Annotated in this window: 10 protein-coding genes; 1 reads left to right on the forward strand and 9 read right to left on the reverse strand. The window is 61.1% G+C overall.

Going from position 1 to position 16370, the window contains the following annotated elements; translation table 11 throughout:
- Window positions 1-68: 68 nt before the first annotated feature.
- On the reverse strand, window positions 69-1181 hold the full coding sequence (locus SFY93_RS29075) for an NADH:flavin oxidoreductase/NADH oxidase (RefSeq protein WP_320445538.1): 1113 nt from the start codon (window positions 1179-1181) through the stop codon (window positions 69-71).
- A gap of 260 nt (window positions 1182-1441) precedes the next feature.
- Window positions 1442-1756: a hypothetical protein gene (locus tag SFY93_RS29080; RefSeq protein ID WP_089265834.1), complete on the reverse strand. Its 315-nt coding sequence runs from the start codon at window positions 1754-1756 to the stop codon at window positions 1442-1444.
- A gap of 388 nt (window positions 1757-2144) precedes the next feature.
- Here SFY93_RS29080 and SFY93_RS29085 point away from each other — a divergent pair, with 388 nt between their 5' ends.
- Window positions 2145-3947, forward strand: a complete 1803-nt coding sequence (locus SFY93_RS29085; RefSeq protein WP_320445539.1) for a carbamoyltransferase family protein — start codon at window positions 2145-2147, stop codon at window positions 3945-3947.
- A 111-nt stretch (window positions 3948-4058) separates the two neighbouring features.
- On the opposite strand, the gene SFY93_RS29090 is transcribed toward SFY93_RS29085, so the two are convergent.
- The 7 genes from SFY93_RS29090 to SFY93_RS29120 form a co-directional block, all read right to left on the reverse strand.
- Window positions 4059-5738, reverse strand: a complete 1680-nt coding sequence (locus tag SFY93_RS29090; protein WP_320445540.1) for a methyl-accepting chemotaxis protein — start codon at window positions 5736-5738, stop codon at window positions 4059-4061.
- A gap of 292 nt (window positions 5739-6030) precedes the next feature.
- Window positions 6031-7722 carry a methyl-accepting chemotaxis protein gene (locus SFY93_RS29095; RefSeq protein ID WP_320445541.1) on the reverse strand — a complete coding sequence of 564 codons (1692 nt, stop codon included), beginning with the start codon at window positions 7720-7722 and terminating at the stop codon, window positions 6031-6033.
- Window positions 7723-8186: 464 nt separating this feature from the next.
- Window positions 8187-10187, reverse strand: a complete 2001-nt coding sequence (locus SFY93_RS29100; RefSeq protein WP_320445542.1) for a methyl-accepting chemotaxis protein — start codon at window positions 10185-10187, stop codon at window positions 8187-8189.
- A 281-nt stretch (window positions 10188-10468) separates the two neighbouring features.
- Entirely contained in the window at window positions 10469-12472 is a 2004-nt protein-coding gene (locus tag SFY93_RS29105) for a HAMP domain-containing methyl-accepting chemotaxis protein (protein WP_414717011.1), read from the reverse strand.
- A gap of 87 nt (window positions 12473-12559) precedes the next feature.
- Window positions 12560-14590, reverse strand: coding sequence for a methyl-accepting chemotaxis protein (locus tag SFY93_RS29110; RefSeq protein ID WP_320445544.1), 2031 nt, complete (start codon window positions 14588-14590; stop codon window positions 12560-12562).
- 304 nt (window positions 14591-14894) lie between these two features.
- On the reverse strand, window positions 14895-15626 hold the full coding sequence (locus SFY93_RS29115) for an amino acid ABC transporter ATP-binding protein (RefSeq protein ID WP_320447879.1): 732 nt from the start codon (window positions 15624-15626) through the stop codon (window positions 14895-14897).
- A gap of 51 nt (window positions 15627-15677) precedes the next feature.
- Window positions 15678-16370, reverse strand: a complete 693-nt coding sequence (locus SFY93_RS29120; RefSeq protein ID WP_068728918.1) for an amino acid ABC transporter permease — start codon at window positions 16368-16370, stop codon at window positions 15678-15680.

The raw sequence follows: 16370 nt of genomic DNA on the forward strand, positions 1-16370 counted from the left end.
CACCCACACGTCGCACCGGGCTTGCGGGACAATGTGGGGGTGTTGAAAGTGAGGTGCCTTGAAGTGGCTCAGCGGCCGCCGAACGTCGTATCGCCGAACAGCGCCTTTTGCGTCGATGGCTGTGAGCGCCAGTATTGTGGCGGCGCCTGCACCTGACCGCCAAGCTGCGCCGCCGCGTGCCACGGCCAGCGCGGATCGTAGAGAATGCCACGTGCGATGGCGACCAGATCGGCCTTGCCGGAGGCCACGATGTCTTCAGCCTGTTGCACTTCGGTGATCAAGCCCACCGCAATCGTCGGCAGTCCCGTCGCCGCTTTCACGGCTTCGGCGAACGGCACCTGATAACCTGGCCCGAGCGCGATCTTCTGCTGCGGCGAGACACCGCCGGACGAAACATCCATCCAGTCGACACCGCGCTTCTTCAACTCATTGGCGAAGACGATGGTCTGCTCGACATCCCAACCGCCCTCGACCCAGTCCGAGGCCGATACGCGGACGCCCACAGGCTTGTGCGTGGGAAACGCGGCGCGTACCGCGTCGAATACTTCGAGTGGAAACCTGATCCGGTTCTCCAGGGAGCCGCCATAATTGTCGGTGCGCTGGTTGGAAATCGGCGACAGGAATTCGTGCAGCAGATAGCCGTGCGCCGCGTGGATCTCCAGCGCATCGATGCCGAGCCGCTCGGCGCGTTTCGCCGTGGCTACGAACGCGTCGCGGATGCGCATGAGGCCCGCGGCATCGATCTCCTGCGGTGGCAATTCGCCGGACTTCTGCGGAATGGCGGACGGGGCGTGGGCGACCCAACCGCCTTTGTCGAGCGGGACCTGCTGGCCGCCATCCCATGGGGCGTGACTCGACGCCTTTCGGCCTGCATGGGCGATCTGCATGCCAACGGCAATGTTCGAATGTTTGCGTATCGCCGCCAGCACAGGTTTTAACGCGGCTTCGGTCGCGTCATTATAGAGGCCGAGATCGCCGGGTGTGATACGGCCGATGGCTTCCACGGCGGTCGCTTCGATCACCAGCATGGCGGCGCCCGACAGGGCCATATTGCCGAGATGGATCATGTGCCAATCGGTCGCCCGGCCATCTTCGGCGGAATACTGGCACATCGGCGCAATGACGATGCGGTTCGGCAGCGTGAGGTCGCGCAGCTTGAAGGGAGAGAACAGGGCGCTCATGAAGGTTCCAGGGTGGGAGGACCGAATTGCCATGCGCGGGCGCGCAAGCTTGCCATGCCGACATTGGAATTTGGATGAGAAAACACAAGATGGCATGCCAAAAGCGACCTCAGCATTGTGCAAGGAGGGTAGCTTTCAACAAATCATTCCCGAAGGAGAGGCCCGTTTCGTGGAGAAAGGCGAGCCTGGAAAGCAAAAGGCGCCCCGGTTACCCGGCGCGCCTCTCTATCTCGTTCATTCAGCGCCGTAGCGCTTATGACTTAGTACGGGCAGACCACCCGGCCCCAGCGACGGCTGAAATAGCAGCCCGGCGCCACAAAGCGCGGTCCACCGTAGAAGCCATAACCGCGACCATAGCCACGACCGCCGCCACGATAGAAGCCGCCACCGCGTCCACGGCCCCAACCGCCGCCGCCACGACCGCGACCACCGCCACGGGCCTCGGCCGAGGTGCTGCTCGTGGTGAGCAACACCGTGGATGCGCCGATCAGACCAACACAGTAGACAGACACAAGCGCCATCGCTGCCAGGCAGCGGGTCACGATATTATGGCGCGTCGTTTTGGTTTGAGCCATTCTTAGGAACTCCCATTCTGCAGAAGCACGGCTTTAGAATGCTTCCGGCCTCGAATCGTTCAGTGAGCAATTCTTGATTCACACAGGTGCTGAAACCAGAATAGTAATATGGCCATCACAAGGCGTGCACGCACGAACAACTTACAATAGGGTCAAGCTCGAACGCCGGTCAAGTTGCCGGCAACGCTGTCACTACGAACGAATGCGCACCTTCACGCGTCACCTCGCTTTTGACCTCCTGCGTTCATCTTCTCTTCATATTGCCTCGCACTATGCTGATCGCTGCACCTCGCAACTGCGAATATGCGGTCAGCCCCACCCGCCGCGTCTGCGTTAGCAGCTCGATCCCATCATTCGTCCCTTCCCGCGAATTGTCAGAAGCTGATTCATGCCCAAACCCAGCTACATCCTCGGTCTCAACACCTACGATCACGACGTCAGCGCCTGCCTGCTGCGCAACGGCGCGCTGGCCTATGCGATCGAGAAGGAGCGGATTACCCGCGAGAAACACGCGACGGGGTTCTACAAGGAAGTGATCGACTACGTCCTCGACGCCGAAGGCATCACGCTGGACGACGTCGACCTGGTGGTGAGCAATTGCTACATCCTGCCGGTTCCGGAGATGGAAGACCGCCTGATCTATCAGGACATGCCGGGCTTCCTGCCCGAATATGAACGGCAGGACGCCAGCGTCCATCCGCTGTTTCGGGCGCGCACCGGCAAGGTCAAAACGATCTCGCATCATCTGGCGCACGCCTATAGCGCATTCGCCGTCTGCCCCTTCGAGGAGGGCGCGATCATGATCGTCGACGGCGTCGGCAGCTATCGCTCCGACGTCATGGAGACCTATCCGGACGGCGAGCCGGGTTCAAAGCTCGCCCGGGAATCCGAGAGCTATTACACGTTCAAGGGTACGCAGCTCGATTGCCTGAAGAAGGTCTGGATGGAGCCGGACCGCGGCTTCCTCAGCGACGAATTCTACAACATGCCAGGCCTCGGGGCGCTTTACAGCCGCGCGTCGACCTATGTGTTCGGCGACTGGAACAAATGCGGTGAACTGATGGGGCTCGCGCCCTATGGCCGCCGCGACCAGGTCAAGCCGCTGATGGACATCACCGACAACGTGCTCAGCGTGCCGCGCTGGACCCCCGAATATAACCAGCCCTATATCGCCGACAGCGACGGCAAGTGGGACACCCATCCGTCGATGCGGCATTGGGAGGATCTCGCCTGGCGGGTTCAGGACGACACCGAGAAGGTGCTGCTCGCCCGCGCCCGCTGGCTGCGCGAAACGACCGGCGCGAAGAACCTTTGCATCGCCGGCGGCGTCGCGCTCAATTGCGTCGCCAATGGCCGCATCGCCCGCGAAGCCGGCTTCGAAAATGTCTGGATCCAGCCCGCTGCCGGCGACAACGGCATCGCCATCGGCTGCGCCTATTACGGCCTGCTGGAGGTACAGAAGCAGCCGCGCTCCTATGTGATGACGCATTCCTACACGGGAAAGACTTACACCGATCGCGACGTCGAGACAGCGACCCAGCGCACACTCGTCAAGGCGCAGACCAGCGCGGTGCGCAGCGACAATATCTGCCGCGATACGGCCAAGCTGCTCGCCGACCAGAAAGTGATCGGCTGGTTTCAGGGTCGCTCGGAATACGGCCCCCGCGCGCTCGGCAATCGCAGCATCATCGCCGATCCGCGCCGACCGGAGATGAAGGACATCATTAATTCACGCGTGAAACATCGTCAGCCGTTCCGGCCATTCGCGCCGATTGTGCTCGCCGAGCGCGCCAGAGAGATTTTCGAAGGCGATCAGGATTCGCCGTTTATGCTGATCGCCGCCCCGGTGCGCCCCGAATGGCGCGAGAAGATTCCGGCCATCGTGCATATCGATGGAACGGCGCGCATCCAGACCGTCACGGACGACACCAACCCGGTGCTCTATCGACTGCTGAAGGAATTCTATGCGCTCACCGGCGTGCCTGTGCTGCTCAACACGTCATTCAACGTGAAGGGCGAGCCGATTGTCGAGACCCCGCGCGATGCCATGGCGTGTTTCATCAATACCGGCATCGATCATCTGATCCTGCACGATACGCTGGTGTCTAAGACATCGGCGCATCGTTTCGTCGCGCCGCTGGTGCGGACCTATATGGATATCGCGGGGCTGGTGTCGGCGAGTACGAGATAGAACGCTCGACATTCGCAGGGCGGGCAAAAGCACAGCGTGCCCGCCACCAGCATCGAAAGCGCTGCGGTGGGCACGGCGCAAGAACGCCTTTGCCCACCCTACAAGCCATGATCAAGCCGCCCGCACCGCGTTCAGGAACTTGCTGACTTCGTCCTTCAGTCGCGTGCTGTCCGAGGACAGTGATTGCGCTGCAGCCAGAACCTGAGTCGAGGCAGATCCAGTCTCTGTTGCGCCACGCTGCACGTCGGTGATGTTCGACGAGACCTGCATCGTGCCCTGCGCCGCCTGCTGGACGTTACGCGAAATCTCCTGCGTCGCGGCACCCTGCTCTTCCACCGCCGATGCGATGGTCGAAGCAATCTCGGACATCCGGCCGATGGTGTCGCCGATTTCCTTGATGGCGCCGACCGATTCCTGCGTCGCCGCCTGGATACCGGAAATCTGCGTCGAGATCTCGCCGGTCGCCTTGGCGGTCTGCTCAGCAAGTGCCTTCACTTCGGAAGCCACGACCGCGAAGCCCCGGCCCGCTTCACCGGCACGCGCCGCCTCGATGGTTGCGTTGAGCGCCAGCAGGTTTGTCTGGCCGGCGATATTGTTGATGAGCTCGACGACGTCCCCAATGCGCGCTGCAGCGCTGGCGAGCTCGCCGACGCGATCATTGGTCTTGCGCGCCTGATCCACCGCCTGTCCTGCGATCGCAGCCGACTCTTGCACCTGACGGCTGATCTCGTTGACCGACGAGGCCATCTCCTCAGTCGCCGATGCCACTGACTGCACATTGGTCGATGCTTCCTCGGAGGCTGCGGCAACCGTCGTGGTCAATTCCTGCGAGCGCTCCGCCGTGGCGGTCAGCGTACCTGCCGAGGCTTCCAGTTCGGTCGATGCCGACGACACCGTCTCGACAATCTCGCCGATCATCGATTCGAAATTGCGGGTGATGCTGTCGACGCGGCGGCCGCGCTCGATCTTGGCTTCCGCATCGGCCGCGGCGGTTTCATCCGCCGCGCGCTTGTCGATCAGCGCCTGTTTGAACACCTGCAGCGAATCCGCCATCGTACCGATTTCGGTCTTCTCGCCCTGATGCGGGACATTTGCTGACAGATCTCCTGTGCCAAGCGCCTGCATCGGCAGCACGATCGACGTAATGCCGGCGGAGACATCGCGCACCAGCAAGATAGCCGCACCGACGCCGACAACAACCGCAAACAAGAGCGAACCGATCACCATCTTGATGGCGCCCCCAAAGCTGTCCGTCGCAAGTTCTCCGGCCGCCAAAGCTCCCTTGTTGTTGAGCTCGACATCCTTCTGCAGGGCTTCGTCCGCCTTGAAGCCAATCTGGTTGACCTTCACGTTCATATCTCGCGCTTCATCACGAGCGTTCTTGCGCGACAATGCAAGAACCGGCTGCAATGCGACGATATATTCGCTCCAAAGCTTGCTGAATTCGTTGTACATCGCGCGTTCCTCGGGCGACGAAATCATCGGCTCATACGTCTTGCGCGCCTTGTCGAGCATCTCGGCGTAACGCACCAGCGTGTCGTCCTGGACCTTCGTATCTGCGGCATCCGTTGCAAGCAGATGTCCGCGAACCACAGAACGATAGCTGATCGTTGCAGCGCGGACTTCACCCAAAGAACGCACGCTCGGCAGCCAGCTTGTGACGATATCGGACGTCGCTCCGTTGATGGTGTACATCTGCTTGATGGCCAGCGCGCCCATCGCAGACATGGCGAGCAGCAGGAACGAGACGACAAGAGTGATCTTGGTGCGGATGGACAGGCTGGCAAACATAGGTGATGGTCCCTCGGTTTTCGACCGTTGGCGCGCAACTGCACGAATGGCATTTTCTGGGTTTGAAGACGCGGCATGCATTGGAGCTGCCGGCCGAGCGTCGATAGCTTTCAGCGATCAACGATCTCGTGATCGAGATTGTCCCGATAAAGTTAAGGAGCGGTGCATCATGACTGCTTCTTGTGCATGGCTTCTTGAACGAGCGTGGCGCACGCGCATAACAACATTATCGCGCAAGAAAGCCGACGCTCACGCGCCGGCTTTTGCCATTGTACACTTGTGTTCAAGCCCGTTAGGCAGCGCGGACTGAGTTCAGGAACTTGCCCACTTCGTTCTTGAGACGTGTGCTGTCCGATGACAGCGAACGCGCGGCCGAAAGCACCTGCGACGACGCAGAGCCGGTCTCGGACGCTCCGCGCTGCACATCGGTGATGTTCGACGAGACCTGCATGGTACCCTGTGCCGCTTGCTGGACGTTACGCGAAATCTCCTGCGTCGCGGCACCCTGCTCTTCCACCGCCGATGCGATGGTCGAGGCAATTTCGAACATGCGGCCGATGGTGTCGCCGATCTCCTTGATGGCGCCGACCGATTCCTGCGTCGCCGCCTGGATACCGGAAATCTGCGTCGAAATCTCGCCAGTCGCCTTGGCAGTCTGCTCAGCGAGTGCCTTCACTTCGGAAGCCACGACCGCGAAGCCCCGGCCCGCTTCACCAGCACGCGCCGCCTCGATGGTCGCATTGAGCGCCAGCAGATTTGTCTGGCCGGCGATATTGTTGATGAGCTCGACGACGTCCCCGATGCGCGACGCAGCGCTGGCGAGTTCGCTGACGCGATCGTTGGTGCGGCGCGCCTGGTCGACCGCCTGATTGGCGATGCTCGCCGACTCCTGCACCTGCCGGCTGATCTCGTTGACCGACGAGGCCATTTCTTCAGTGGCCGATGCCACCGACTGGACGTTGGTGGAAGCTTCTTCGGACGCTGCCGCCACTGTGGTGGCCAGGTCCTGGGAACGTTCGGCCGTCGCGGTCAGCGTGCTTGCGGAGGCTTCGAGTTCGGTCGATGCCGACGATACGGTCTCCACAATCTCGCCGATCATCGATTCGAATTCGCGGGTGATGTTGTCAACGCGGCGGCCGCGCTCGATCTTGGCTTCGGCGTCGGCAGAAGCTGCTTCATCCGCCGCGCGTTTGTCGATCAGCGCCTGCTTGAACACCTGAAGCGTGTCGGCCATCGCGCCGATCTCGGTCTTCTCGCCCTGATGCGCCACATGCGCTGTGAGATCGCCGGTGCTCAGCGCCTGCATCGGCCTGACGATCGATGCGATGCCCGAGGACACGTCCTTAACCAGATAGACGCCGACACCGATGCCAATGACCGTGGTCACTGCAATGATCGCGATCACCGTCATCAGCGCCGAGCCATAGCTGTCATCGGCCTTCTGTCCCGATGCCGCCGCGCCCTTGTCGTTGAATTCGATGGCCTTGCGCAGGACGAAGTCGGCTTTTGATCCCAGCGGGTTGATGACATTCAGATTGAGCTCATGGGCTGCCTGACTGCCTTTGCCGAGATTCTTGCGGTCGAGCGCGAAGACTTCCTGGCTGCGTGATACGTAGTTGTCCCACTCCTTGCTCCAGTCGTTGAAGATTGCGCGCTCTTCGGGGCTCGATATCAGCTTGTCATAGGCAGTCCGCTCATCGGCGGCCCGCTTGACGATGGTGTCGATACCAGCCTCGGTCTTCTGCATCTGGTCAGCATTGGCTGCGAGGATGTGTGCGCGCACCAGATTGCGATAATCGATGGTCGTCGCCCGCAGCCCGCCGAGAACACGGACGCTTGGAAGCCAGTTCTTCTGGATGTCCGACGCATTGGCGTTGATCGTCTGCATCTTGCTGACGGTAAGTGCCCCCATCCCGGTCATCGCGATCAACAGAAACGCAATAACGATGGTGATCTTGGCTTTGATAGAGATCTTCGAAAACATGGCTGACGTCCTGTTATCGTTCGATAGAATGATAAGTTCCGATTCCGCATGGCCTAGGCAGCGCGAACAGAGTTGAAGAACCGCCCGTTTTTTTGGCGCAGCCCGGCGGCAATCCGACGGGCACGCAGAGCTTGGCGTGAGCCTATCCTGGACGAGAAACGTCATCAGCTCATATGAGCAGGCGATACGTTCGATGATCGATCAAATCACCTGCTCATGGGCAGGAACCTACCACCGCGCTTCTGACACAAACGTTAACGCGCCGCTGATACGATCATTCAAATTAAGCCGGTACAGCAGTGATAATTGAGTAATTCGGGCTTTTCAGACAGTACTCTCATCGTGCGCTGCGCTGTACGGGATATTTCGAGACCCAGAGTTCTCTCGGAGCGTACAACGGCTTGAGTGGCGGTGTGCGGAGAACGCACCGTTACTCAAGCCGGTAAATTTCGATGTTGGGGAACTCAAGCAGCGCGGACCGAGTTCAGGAAGCGACTGACTTCATGCTTCAGACGGTTGCTATCCGACGAGAGCGACTGCGCTGCCGACAGCACCTGAGACGATGCGCCGCCAGTCTCGCTCGCGCCGCGCTGTACGTCGATGATGTTGGACGAGACCTGCATCGTACCCTGCGCAGCCTGCTGCACGTTGCGGGAAATCTCCTGCGTCGCCGCGCCCTGCTCTTCGACAGCCGAAGCGATCGTGGACGCGATCTCCGACATCTTGCCGATGGTCGCGCCGATCTCGCGGATCGCCGATACGGAATCATCGGTCGCAGTCTGGATGCTCGCGATCTGCTGGCTGATCTCGCCGGTGGCCTTCGCGGTCTGCTCAGCGAGCGCCTTCACCTCGGACGCGACCACTGCGAAGCCGCGGCCGGCATCGCCGGCACGTGCCGCCTCGATGGTGGCATTGAGCGCCAGCAGGTTGGTCTGCCCCGCAATGGTGTTGATCAGCTCGACCACCGCGCCAATGCGGCCGGCAGCTTTCGACAGTTCGCCGACGCGATCATTGGTCTTCTGAGCCTGATCCACGGCCTCATTGGCAATACGCGCGGATTCCTGGACCTGACGGCCGATCTCGGTGATGGACGACGCCATTTCCTCAGTGGCGGACGCCACCGACTGCACGTTGGTGGAGGCTTCTTCCGACGCCGTCGCGACGACCGTGGTGAGCTGCTGCGACCGATCCGCTGTCGACGTCAGCGTGCTGGCCGAGGCTTCCAATTCGGTCGACGCGGACGACACCGCCTCGACTATTTCACCGACCGTACCTTCGAAATCGTCGGCGAGCCGGATCATGTCCTGCTTGCGTTGCAAGGCCGCCGCCTGATCCTGCGTGATCCGTGCCTCGGCTTCCGCCTGGGCTTTCTCTTCCGCCTTGACCTTGAAGGTCTCGACAGCCTGCGCCATGTCGCCGACCTCGTCCTTGCGGCCGAGCCCCGGCAGCACCACGCCGAAATTGCCCTCAGCGAGCTGCTTCATGCCCGCCGTCAGGCCGGACAGCGGACGGATGATTCCGCGCGCGATCAGGAACGCAATCAACAGACCGGTGATGGTCGCCGCGCCGGCCACGATCTGCTGCAGCGTGATCGTGCCAGAAATGCGCTGCTCATTGGCTGTCGTCGCGCTCACGACCTCCTGCTGGATCGCGGCCTTGATGCCGTCGGTCTTGCGGATGGCGCTGACCACCATCGGCGTGATCGTATTGTAATAGAGCTGATCCATCTTCAGCAGACTGGCCGACGCCTTATCGAACCCGCTCGAATAGCTGACCAGGCCTTTCTTGATCGATTCGAACAGCGCTGAAAGACTCGGCGCCATATCAAATTTTTCCATCTCCGCGATCTGTTGCTGGGCGTTCTTCACGCTGTTGGCAAACAACGTCACATTGTCCTGGTCGCGACCTGCAAAGAACCGCCAGTTCGCCATCTGAACCAACAGAGTTTCGGATTGCAGCGTCGTCGCCCCTTGTGCGAATGGCGAGCTACGCGTCGCGAGCACGAGTTTCTTCAGGTCGGCCTGAAGCTTTTCACCTTCGGCAAGCAGCGCCTTGCGGCTGGCGAGCATCTCCTTGACGGTGTCACCGAGATCGACGCGCCTGTTCTTCAGATCGGCGATCGTCTTCTCGACTTCGCGATAGACCCCGCGACGCTCCTCCGAGCTCGCTTTGATCGTCTCCTGCAACACGCCACCAACCTGCGTCAGCAGTTTCTCGGATTCAGCGAATGACGCCTCATCCTGATCGAACGTATAGCGCAGCATCGCGCGGCGAAGCGCCTGGAGTTCTGCCGAAATCTCCATCGAGCGCATCGCATTGGCTGACTGGGCATTCATCGCCGAGACGTCGTCACGAATTTCCGTGAGCTTCCATACGGCGAAACCTGCCATGCCCAACCCGAACAGGACGAGCGCACCGAAGCCCCCATACAGCCTGCCACGGATGCGGAGATTGAATAGCGACATGCGACGTGCCCTTCTTGGGAGAACCACTGATAGCCGACCTTGCACGTCGCGAATCGCGCCTGCAACGCAAGAGGCAATCTCGAATCCGATCATCGTCAGGTTGCGAGAACTTCAGGTTAATTTCAGCCGCGCAAACGCTTTAAAGTGGAATGACTTTTTGTCGCGCGTGTCATCGTTTGACTCACCAAAACAAACAACCCGGATGCGATGACGCATCCGGGTTGTTTGCTAGTTGTATTTTATTCGTCAGGCGAACGCGCGTGACCGTGTGACGTTTTGTCCTACGCCGCGCGAACGGAATCCAGGAACTTGCCGACCTCGCGCTTCAACCGCGCGCTTTCGCCGGACAGCGATTGCGCAGCGGACAGGACCTGCGACGACGCTGAACCCGTGTTGCTCGCTCCGCGCTCCACATCCAGAATGTTCGAGCTCACCTGCATGGTGCCTTGCGCGGCCTGTTGGACATTACGCGAAATCTCCTGCGTCGCCGCGCCCTGCTGCTCGACAGCAGATGCGATGGTCGATGCGATCTCCGACATACGGCCGATGGTGTCGCCTATTTCCTTGATGGCGCCGACCGACTCTTCAGTCGCAGCCTGGATGCCGGAGATCTGATGACTGATGTCGCCTGTTGCCCTGGCCGTCTGTTCGGCGAGCGCCTTCACTTCCGATGCGACGACCGCGAAGCCGCGACCGGCATCGCCAGCGCGCGCCGCTTCGATCGTGGCATTGAGCGCCAGCAGATTGGTCTGGCCGGCGATCGTGTTGATCAGCTCGACAACATCTCCGATCCGCGCGGCCGCCTTGGCAAGCTCAGCCACGCGATCATTGGTCTTGCGGGCCTGTGCCACGGCCGAGTTGGCGATGTTGGCCGACTCCTGGACCTGGCGGCTGATCTCGTTGACCGATGACGACATCTCTTCAGTGGAGGATGCCACCGCCTGCACATTGGTCGACGCCTCGTTGGAGGCCGCAGCCACCATGGCGGTGAGCTGGCGGGATTGTTCGGCGGTTGCAGTCAGTCCACCTGCCGATTCTTCGAGCTGGCTCGAAGCCGATGACACGTTCTCGACGATGCTGCCGACGGCGCCCTCGAAATCGTCCGCGAGACGGATCATGTCCCGGCGGCGCTGAATCGCTGCCTGCTGGTCCTGCGTCAGCTTGGCTTCGGCCTCGGCACGCGCCTTTTCCTCGGCCCGCACCTTGAATGTCTCGACCGCACGCGCCATGTCGCCGACTTCGTCCTTGCGGGCGAGACCCGGCAGCACCACGCTGAAATCGCCGTCCGCGAGGCGCTTCATGCCAGCCGTCAGGCCCGACAGTGGGCCAATAATGCCGCGCGCGATCAAGAAGGCGATCGCGAGGCCCATCACGGTGGCGACGCCGGCCACGATCTGCTGCAGCATGCTCGTCATCGACATCCGGTTGCCGGTTGCGGCGACGGTCTGCGACTGAACCTGCTGGATGTCGGATTTGATGGTCTCGACCTTGCCGATCGCTTTCACGACGGTCGGGCTGATCGACTTGTTGAAGATACCGTCTGCCGTCTGCAGGCTGGCGGCAGCCTTCTCGAACTGGGCGGCGTAGCTCTTCAGGTTGCTGCGGATGGTGCCGAACAACGCGCTGAGCGTCGGCGGCATCTGCATCTTCTCCATTTCGCCTATCTGTTGCTCCGCGATGCGGACATGATCCTTGAAAGATTCGATATGTTTCTCGTCGCGGCTGACGAAGAAGCGCCAATTCGCAATCTGCACCATGAGCGTATCGGATTCGAGCTTGGTCGAGCCCTGGCCATACATGGTGTTGCGCGTGCTGATCACCAGCTTGCGCAGGCTGGATGACAGCTTGTCGCCGGCCTCCTGCAGCACTTCCCGGCCGGCGACCATCTGCTTGATGGCCTCGCCAAGCGCCTGGCGCTGCGCCTTCACGGCGGCAACGTCCTTCTCGATCGTGCGGTAGGCGGCGCGGCGCTCTTCCGAACGACTGGTCTTGATCACCGTGTCCAGGCTGGCGGTGACCCCGGCGAGACGCTTGTCGGCGTCCGCAAGCGCTGCTTCATCCTGATCGAAGGAATAGCGCAACACGGCACCGCGGATCGCGTGCAGTTCGGAGGCGATCTCCGAGGCGCGGATCGTGTTGGCCGAAAGGATGTTCAGGGAGTCGACCTGCGTTCCAACCTCCGTCATCTGCCAGACGGCAAATGCCGAACTGGCGAGACCAAACAAGACCAACGCGCCGAAGCCACCATAGAGGCGACCGCGGATACGGAGATTGAGCAGCGACATCATTGGCTTCCTAGGTAGGACTTGATCTGGCTTCGGCGATGGGCGCCGTCTTCGTTGCTGCTTCCCCATCGTGGGAGAAGCATGAATTTATGCGGCCCGGACGGAGTCCAAGAACTTGCCGACTTCGAGCTTGAGCCGCGCGCTTTCGCCGGACAGCGACTGCGCCGCGGACAGCACTTGCGTCGAAGCTGATCCGGTCGCGCTGGCGCCACGCTGTACATCGGTGATGTTCGACGTCACCTGCATCGTGCCCTGCGCTGCCTGCTGAACATTGCGCGAGATTTCCTGGGTTGCCGCGCCCTGCTGCTCGACAGCAGAGGCGATGGTCGAGGCGATCTCGGACATGCGGCCGATGGTGTCACCGATCTCCTTGATAGCGCCGACGGATTCCTGGGTCGCCGCCTGGATGCCATTGATCTGGTGGCTGATGTCGCCCGTCGCCTTGGCGGTCTGTTCGGCAAGCGCCTTCACCTCGGACGCAACCACCGCAAAGCCGCGGCCCGCATCGCCGGCGCGCGCCGCTTCGATGGTGGCGTTGAGCGCCAGCAGGTTGGTCTGGCCGGCAATGGTATTGATGAGCTCGACGACATCGCCGATCCGGGCCGCGGCCTTGGCAAGCTCCGCCACGCGGTCATTGGTCTTGCGCGCCTGCGCCACGGCGGAGTTGGCGATATTCGCAGATTCCTGGACCTGCCGGCTGATCTCGTTGACCGATGACGACATCTCTTCAGTCGATGACGCAACCGCCTGCACATTGGTGGATGCCTCGTCCGATGCAGCAACGACTGCAGCGGTCAGCTCCTTGGCCTGTTCGGCCGTTGCCGTCAGCGCGCCCGCCGACTCCTCGAGTCTGTTCGACGCCGAGGAGACGTTGTCGACGATATTGCCGACGGCGCGTTCGAACGACCCGGCGAGCTCGACCATTTCGCGCTTGCGCGACGCTGCAACCAGACTGTCCTGGTCGAGGCGCGCCGCAGCCTCATCGCGCGCCTTCTGTTCGGCATTTGCACGAATGACCGTAACTGTCTTGGCGATATCGCCGATTTCGTCGCCGCGCTTGGCGCCGGGGATCACGACATCGAGATCGCCGGCCGCCATCTTGCCCATGGCGCCGTTCAGGCGCGTCATCGGCCGTGCAACGCCGACGAAAGAGAACACCATGGTGCAGATCAGCACCAGCACGACCGCGAGGCCGAGCGCGAGATTGACCTGGCCGGATCGTGCCATTTCCTCGGCGGCCTGCGCCCGGGCCTCTCCAACCGCAGCCTTGGCCGACGAGACCGATTGCGCGACCAGTTGAGATGCTGCCGCAGCGGCGGGCGTGATTTTGGTGCGGACGATATCGGTCTTCTGGTCGTTACTGCCGATCGCTTCATCGGTGGCCGTCATGAACTTCTTCATGTCGGTGCCGAGCTGGATCAGGCCGCTCTGCACGAGCTCGCTGTCTTCGAACACGCTGGCCTTGGCCAGCGCATCGGTGAGGATCTTGGCCTTGGTAATGATCTGGCCCTTCTGCGTGACTTCATTCATCGACGCATAACGCCATGCGGCTGCCTGCACAGCGTTGATGGCATTGTCCGCGATCTTGAGCTGTCCATCGACTTCAGGCCAGTTCGTCGCCTCGGTCACGGCAGTGGTGAGGCGCAGCTGGTCGAGATGCCGGTTCCAGTCGATCACGGCGACGTTGCGGTTGCGATAGAGCTCGAGCAGTTTCTTCTGCAGACCGACGATCTCGTCGGCAGCGGCGAGATAGGTTGACGTCAGCGATTTAATCTTCGCGAAATTGTCCTTGTATTCCTGCCTGATCGCCAGGGCGGACGCGGCATCGATGATGCGGTCTTGTGCAGCCTTGGCGGCCCTGATCTCGGCCGCGTTCTTGTCAATCTCGGGTGTCGTGATCGCCATACGTAGGCCTTGACTGGCCACCTGCATGGCGCGCATCTGGCCGTCGGCCTCCATCGCGCTATCGGCGATTTTCTGCTGCACATCAGCCAGACGATTGACCTCCGAGATCGCGCTCTCGGTCCTCATCTGGTTTGCGACAACGCCCGCCGAGAGCAAGATGCCAACGAGACCGGCAAGACCCAATTTGTTGCCGACACTGTTGATCTTGATCATGCGATGCACTTTCCGGAGAAGGGCCAAGTCAGGACGCGCGCAAGCATGGCTCGCGCAGCCTCGGCTCGGGTCGTTGGATGACGGTCAGAGAAGCATTGGGCAGAGGCAGAGAACGGGGCGTCGCGGAATTGTCCGTGAGGACAAAGACCCGATCGCTCCGGTGGAGTTCAATCAGCGGACCAACAGGCCCTCGCCCTCACGGTTGAAGGATACCACTCCATTTCTGACACATTCGTTAATTGCCCCGTCATGCAGCATTCAAGAATCTGCATAAACTTGAGGCACCAGCGCCACACTGCATGCGTCAGTGCGCGAGGATCTTCGACAGGAACTGCTGCGCCCGATCGCTGCGCGGATGGCCGAAGAAGTCTTCCTTCTGCGCGTCTTCGACGATCTCACCGGCATCCATGAAGATGACGCGGTTGGCGACCTTCTTGGCGAAGCCCATTTCGTGGGTCACCACCATCATGGTCATGCCTTCCTTGGCGAGTTCGACCATGACATCGAGCACTTCGTTGATCATTTCGGGATCGAGCGCCGAGGTCGGTTCGTCGAACAGCATGCAGATCGGATCCATCACCAGCGCGCGCGCAATGGCGACGCGCTGCTGCTGACCGCCGGAGAGCTGGCCGGGATATTTCTGCGCATGCGCCGTGAGGCCGACGCGCTCCAGCATCTTCATGGCCTTGGCCTTCGCCGCATCTTCGGAGCGGCCGAGCACGATGGTCTGGCCGAGACACAGGTTCTCGACGATCTTCAGATGCGGAAACAGTTCGAAGTGCTGAAACACCATGCCGACGCGCGAGCGCAGCTTCGGCAGGTCCTTCTTCATCGTCGTCACATTCAGTCCATCGACCATGATGGTGCCCGCCTGCACGGGCTCCAGCGCATTCACGGTCTTGATCAGCGTCGACTTGCCCGAGCCCGAAGGACCGCAGACGACGACCACCTCGCCTTTCTCGACAGCTGTCGTGCAGTTCTTCAGCACCTGGAACTGCGGATTGTACCACTTGCTGACTTTTTCAATGGTGATCATGGGCATGATGAGCAACCGACAGTTGGAGGCAAAGACTGAAAGCGAAAGTGGCTAGCGAATGATACTGATGCGCTTCTGCAAGCGCTTCACAAAGAACGAGGCGGTGAAGCAGATCAGGAAGTAGACCAGCGCCGCGAACAGATACATTTCGGTGAGACGACCGTCGCGCTGTGCGACCTTGGACGCGGCACCCAGAAAATCCGTGATCGACAGCACGTAGACCAGCGATGTGTCCTGGAACAGCACGATGGTCTGGGTGAAGATCACCGGCAGCATGTTGCGGAACGCCTGCGGCAGCACTACATGGCGCATCACCTCACGATAGTTGAGGCCGATGGCATAGCCGGCCATCACCTGCCCCCGCGGCACCGACTGGATACCGGCGCGCATGATCTCCGAGAAGTAAGCTGCCTCGAACAGCGTGAAGGTCACGATGGTCGATGCATAGGCACCGACCTGCACGGGCTGATCGGAGCGGATGATCCACTGCCCGACATAGGGCATCAGGAAGTAGAACAGGAAGATCACCAGCACGAGCGGCAGCGAGCGCATCAGATTGACGTAGCTCACCGCAAAACCCGACAGCACGGCACTGGACGACAGCCGCATCATCGCGATCAAGGTGCCGAGGATGAGACCGAAGACCGTCGCAATTGCCGTCAGCGTGAGAGTGAACGCCATGCCCTGCTGAAACAGGTAGGGCAGGCTGCGCCAGATGACGTCGTAATCGAAATTGCTGAACAT

The sequence above is a fragment of the Tardiphaga sp. 42S5 genome, assembly GCF_034044155.1.
GTDB lineage: Bacteria > Pseudomonadota > Alphaproteobacteria > Rhizobiales > Xanthobacteraceae > Tardiphaga > Tardiphaga robiniae.

Bases quoted from the DNA above. Each gene is read 5' to 3' on its own strand.
- SFY93_RS29075 (WP_320445538.1), bottom strand. From the start codon at position 1,181: ATGAGCGCCCTGTTCTCTCCCTTCAAGCTGCGCGACCTCACGCTGCCG.
- SFY93_RS29080 (WP_089265834.1), bottom strand. From the start codon at position 1,756: ATGGCTCAAACCAAAACGACGCGCCATAATATCGTGACCCGCTGCCTG.
- SFY93_RS29085 (WP_320445539.1), top strand. From the start codon at position 2,145: ATGCCCAAACCCAGCTACATCCTCGGTCTCAACACCTACGATCACGAC.
- SFY93_RS29090 (WP_320445540.1), bottom strand. From the start codon at position 5,738: ATGTTTGCCAGCCTGTCCATCCGCACCAAGATCACTCTTGTCGTCTCG.
- SFY93_RS29095 (WP_320445541.1), bottom strand. From the start codon at position 7,722: ATGTTTTCGAAGATCTCTATCAAAGCCAAGATCACCATCGTTATTGCG.
- SFY93_RS29100 (WP_320445542.1), bottom strand. From the start codon at position 10,187: ATGTCGCTATTCAATCTCCGCATCCGTGGCAGGCTGTATGGGGGCTTC.
- SFY93_RS29105 (WP_414717011.1), bottom strand. From the start codon at position 12,472: ATGTCGCTGCTCAATCTCCGTATCCGCGGTCGCCTCTATGGTGGCTTC.
- SFY93_RS29110 (WP_320445544.1), bottom strand. From the start codon at position 14,590: ATGATCAAGATCAACAGTGTCGGCAACAAATTGGGTCTTGCCGGTCTC.
- SFY93_RS29115 (WP_320447879.1), bottom strand. From the start codon at position 15,626: ATGATCACCATTGAAAAAGTCAGCAAGTGGTACAATCCGCAGTTCCAG.
- SFY93_RS29120 (WP_068728918.1), bottom strand. From the start codon at position 16,370: ATGTTCAGCAATTTCGATTACGACGTCATCTGGCGCAGCCTGCCCTAC.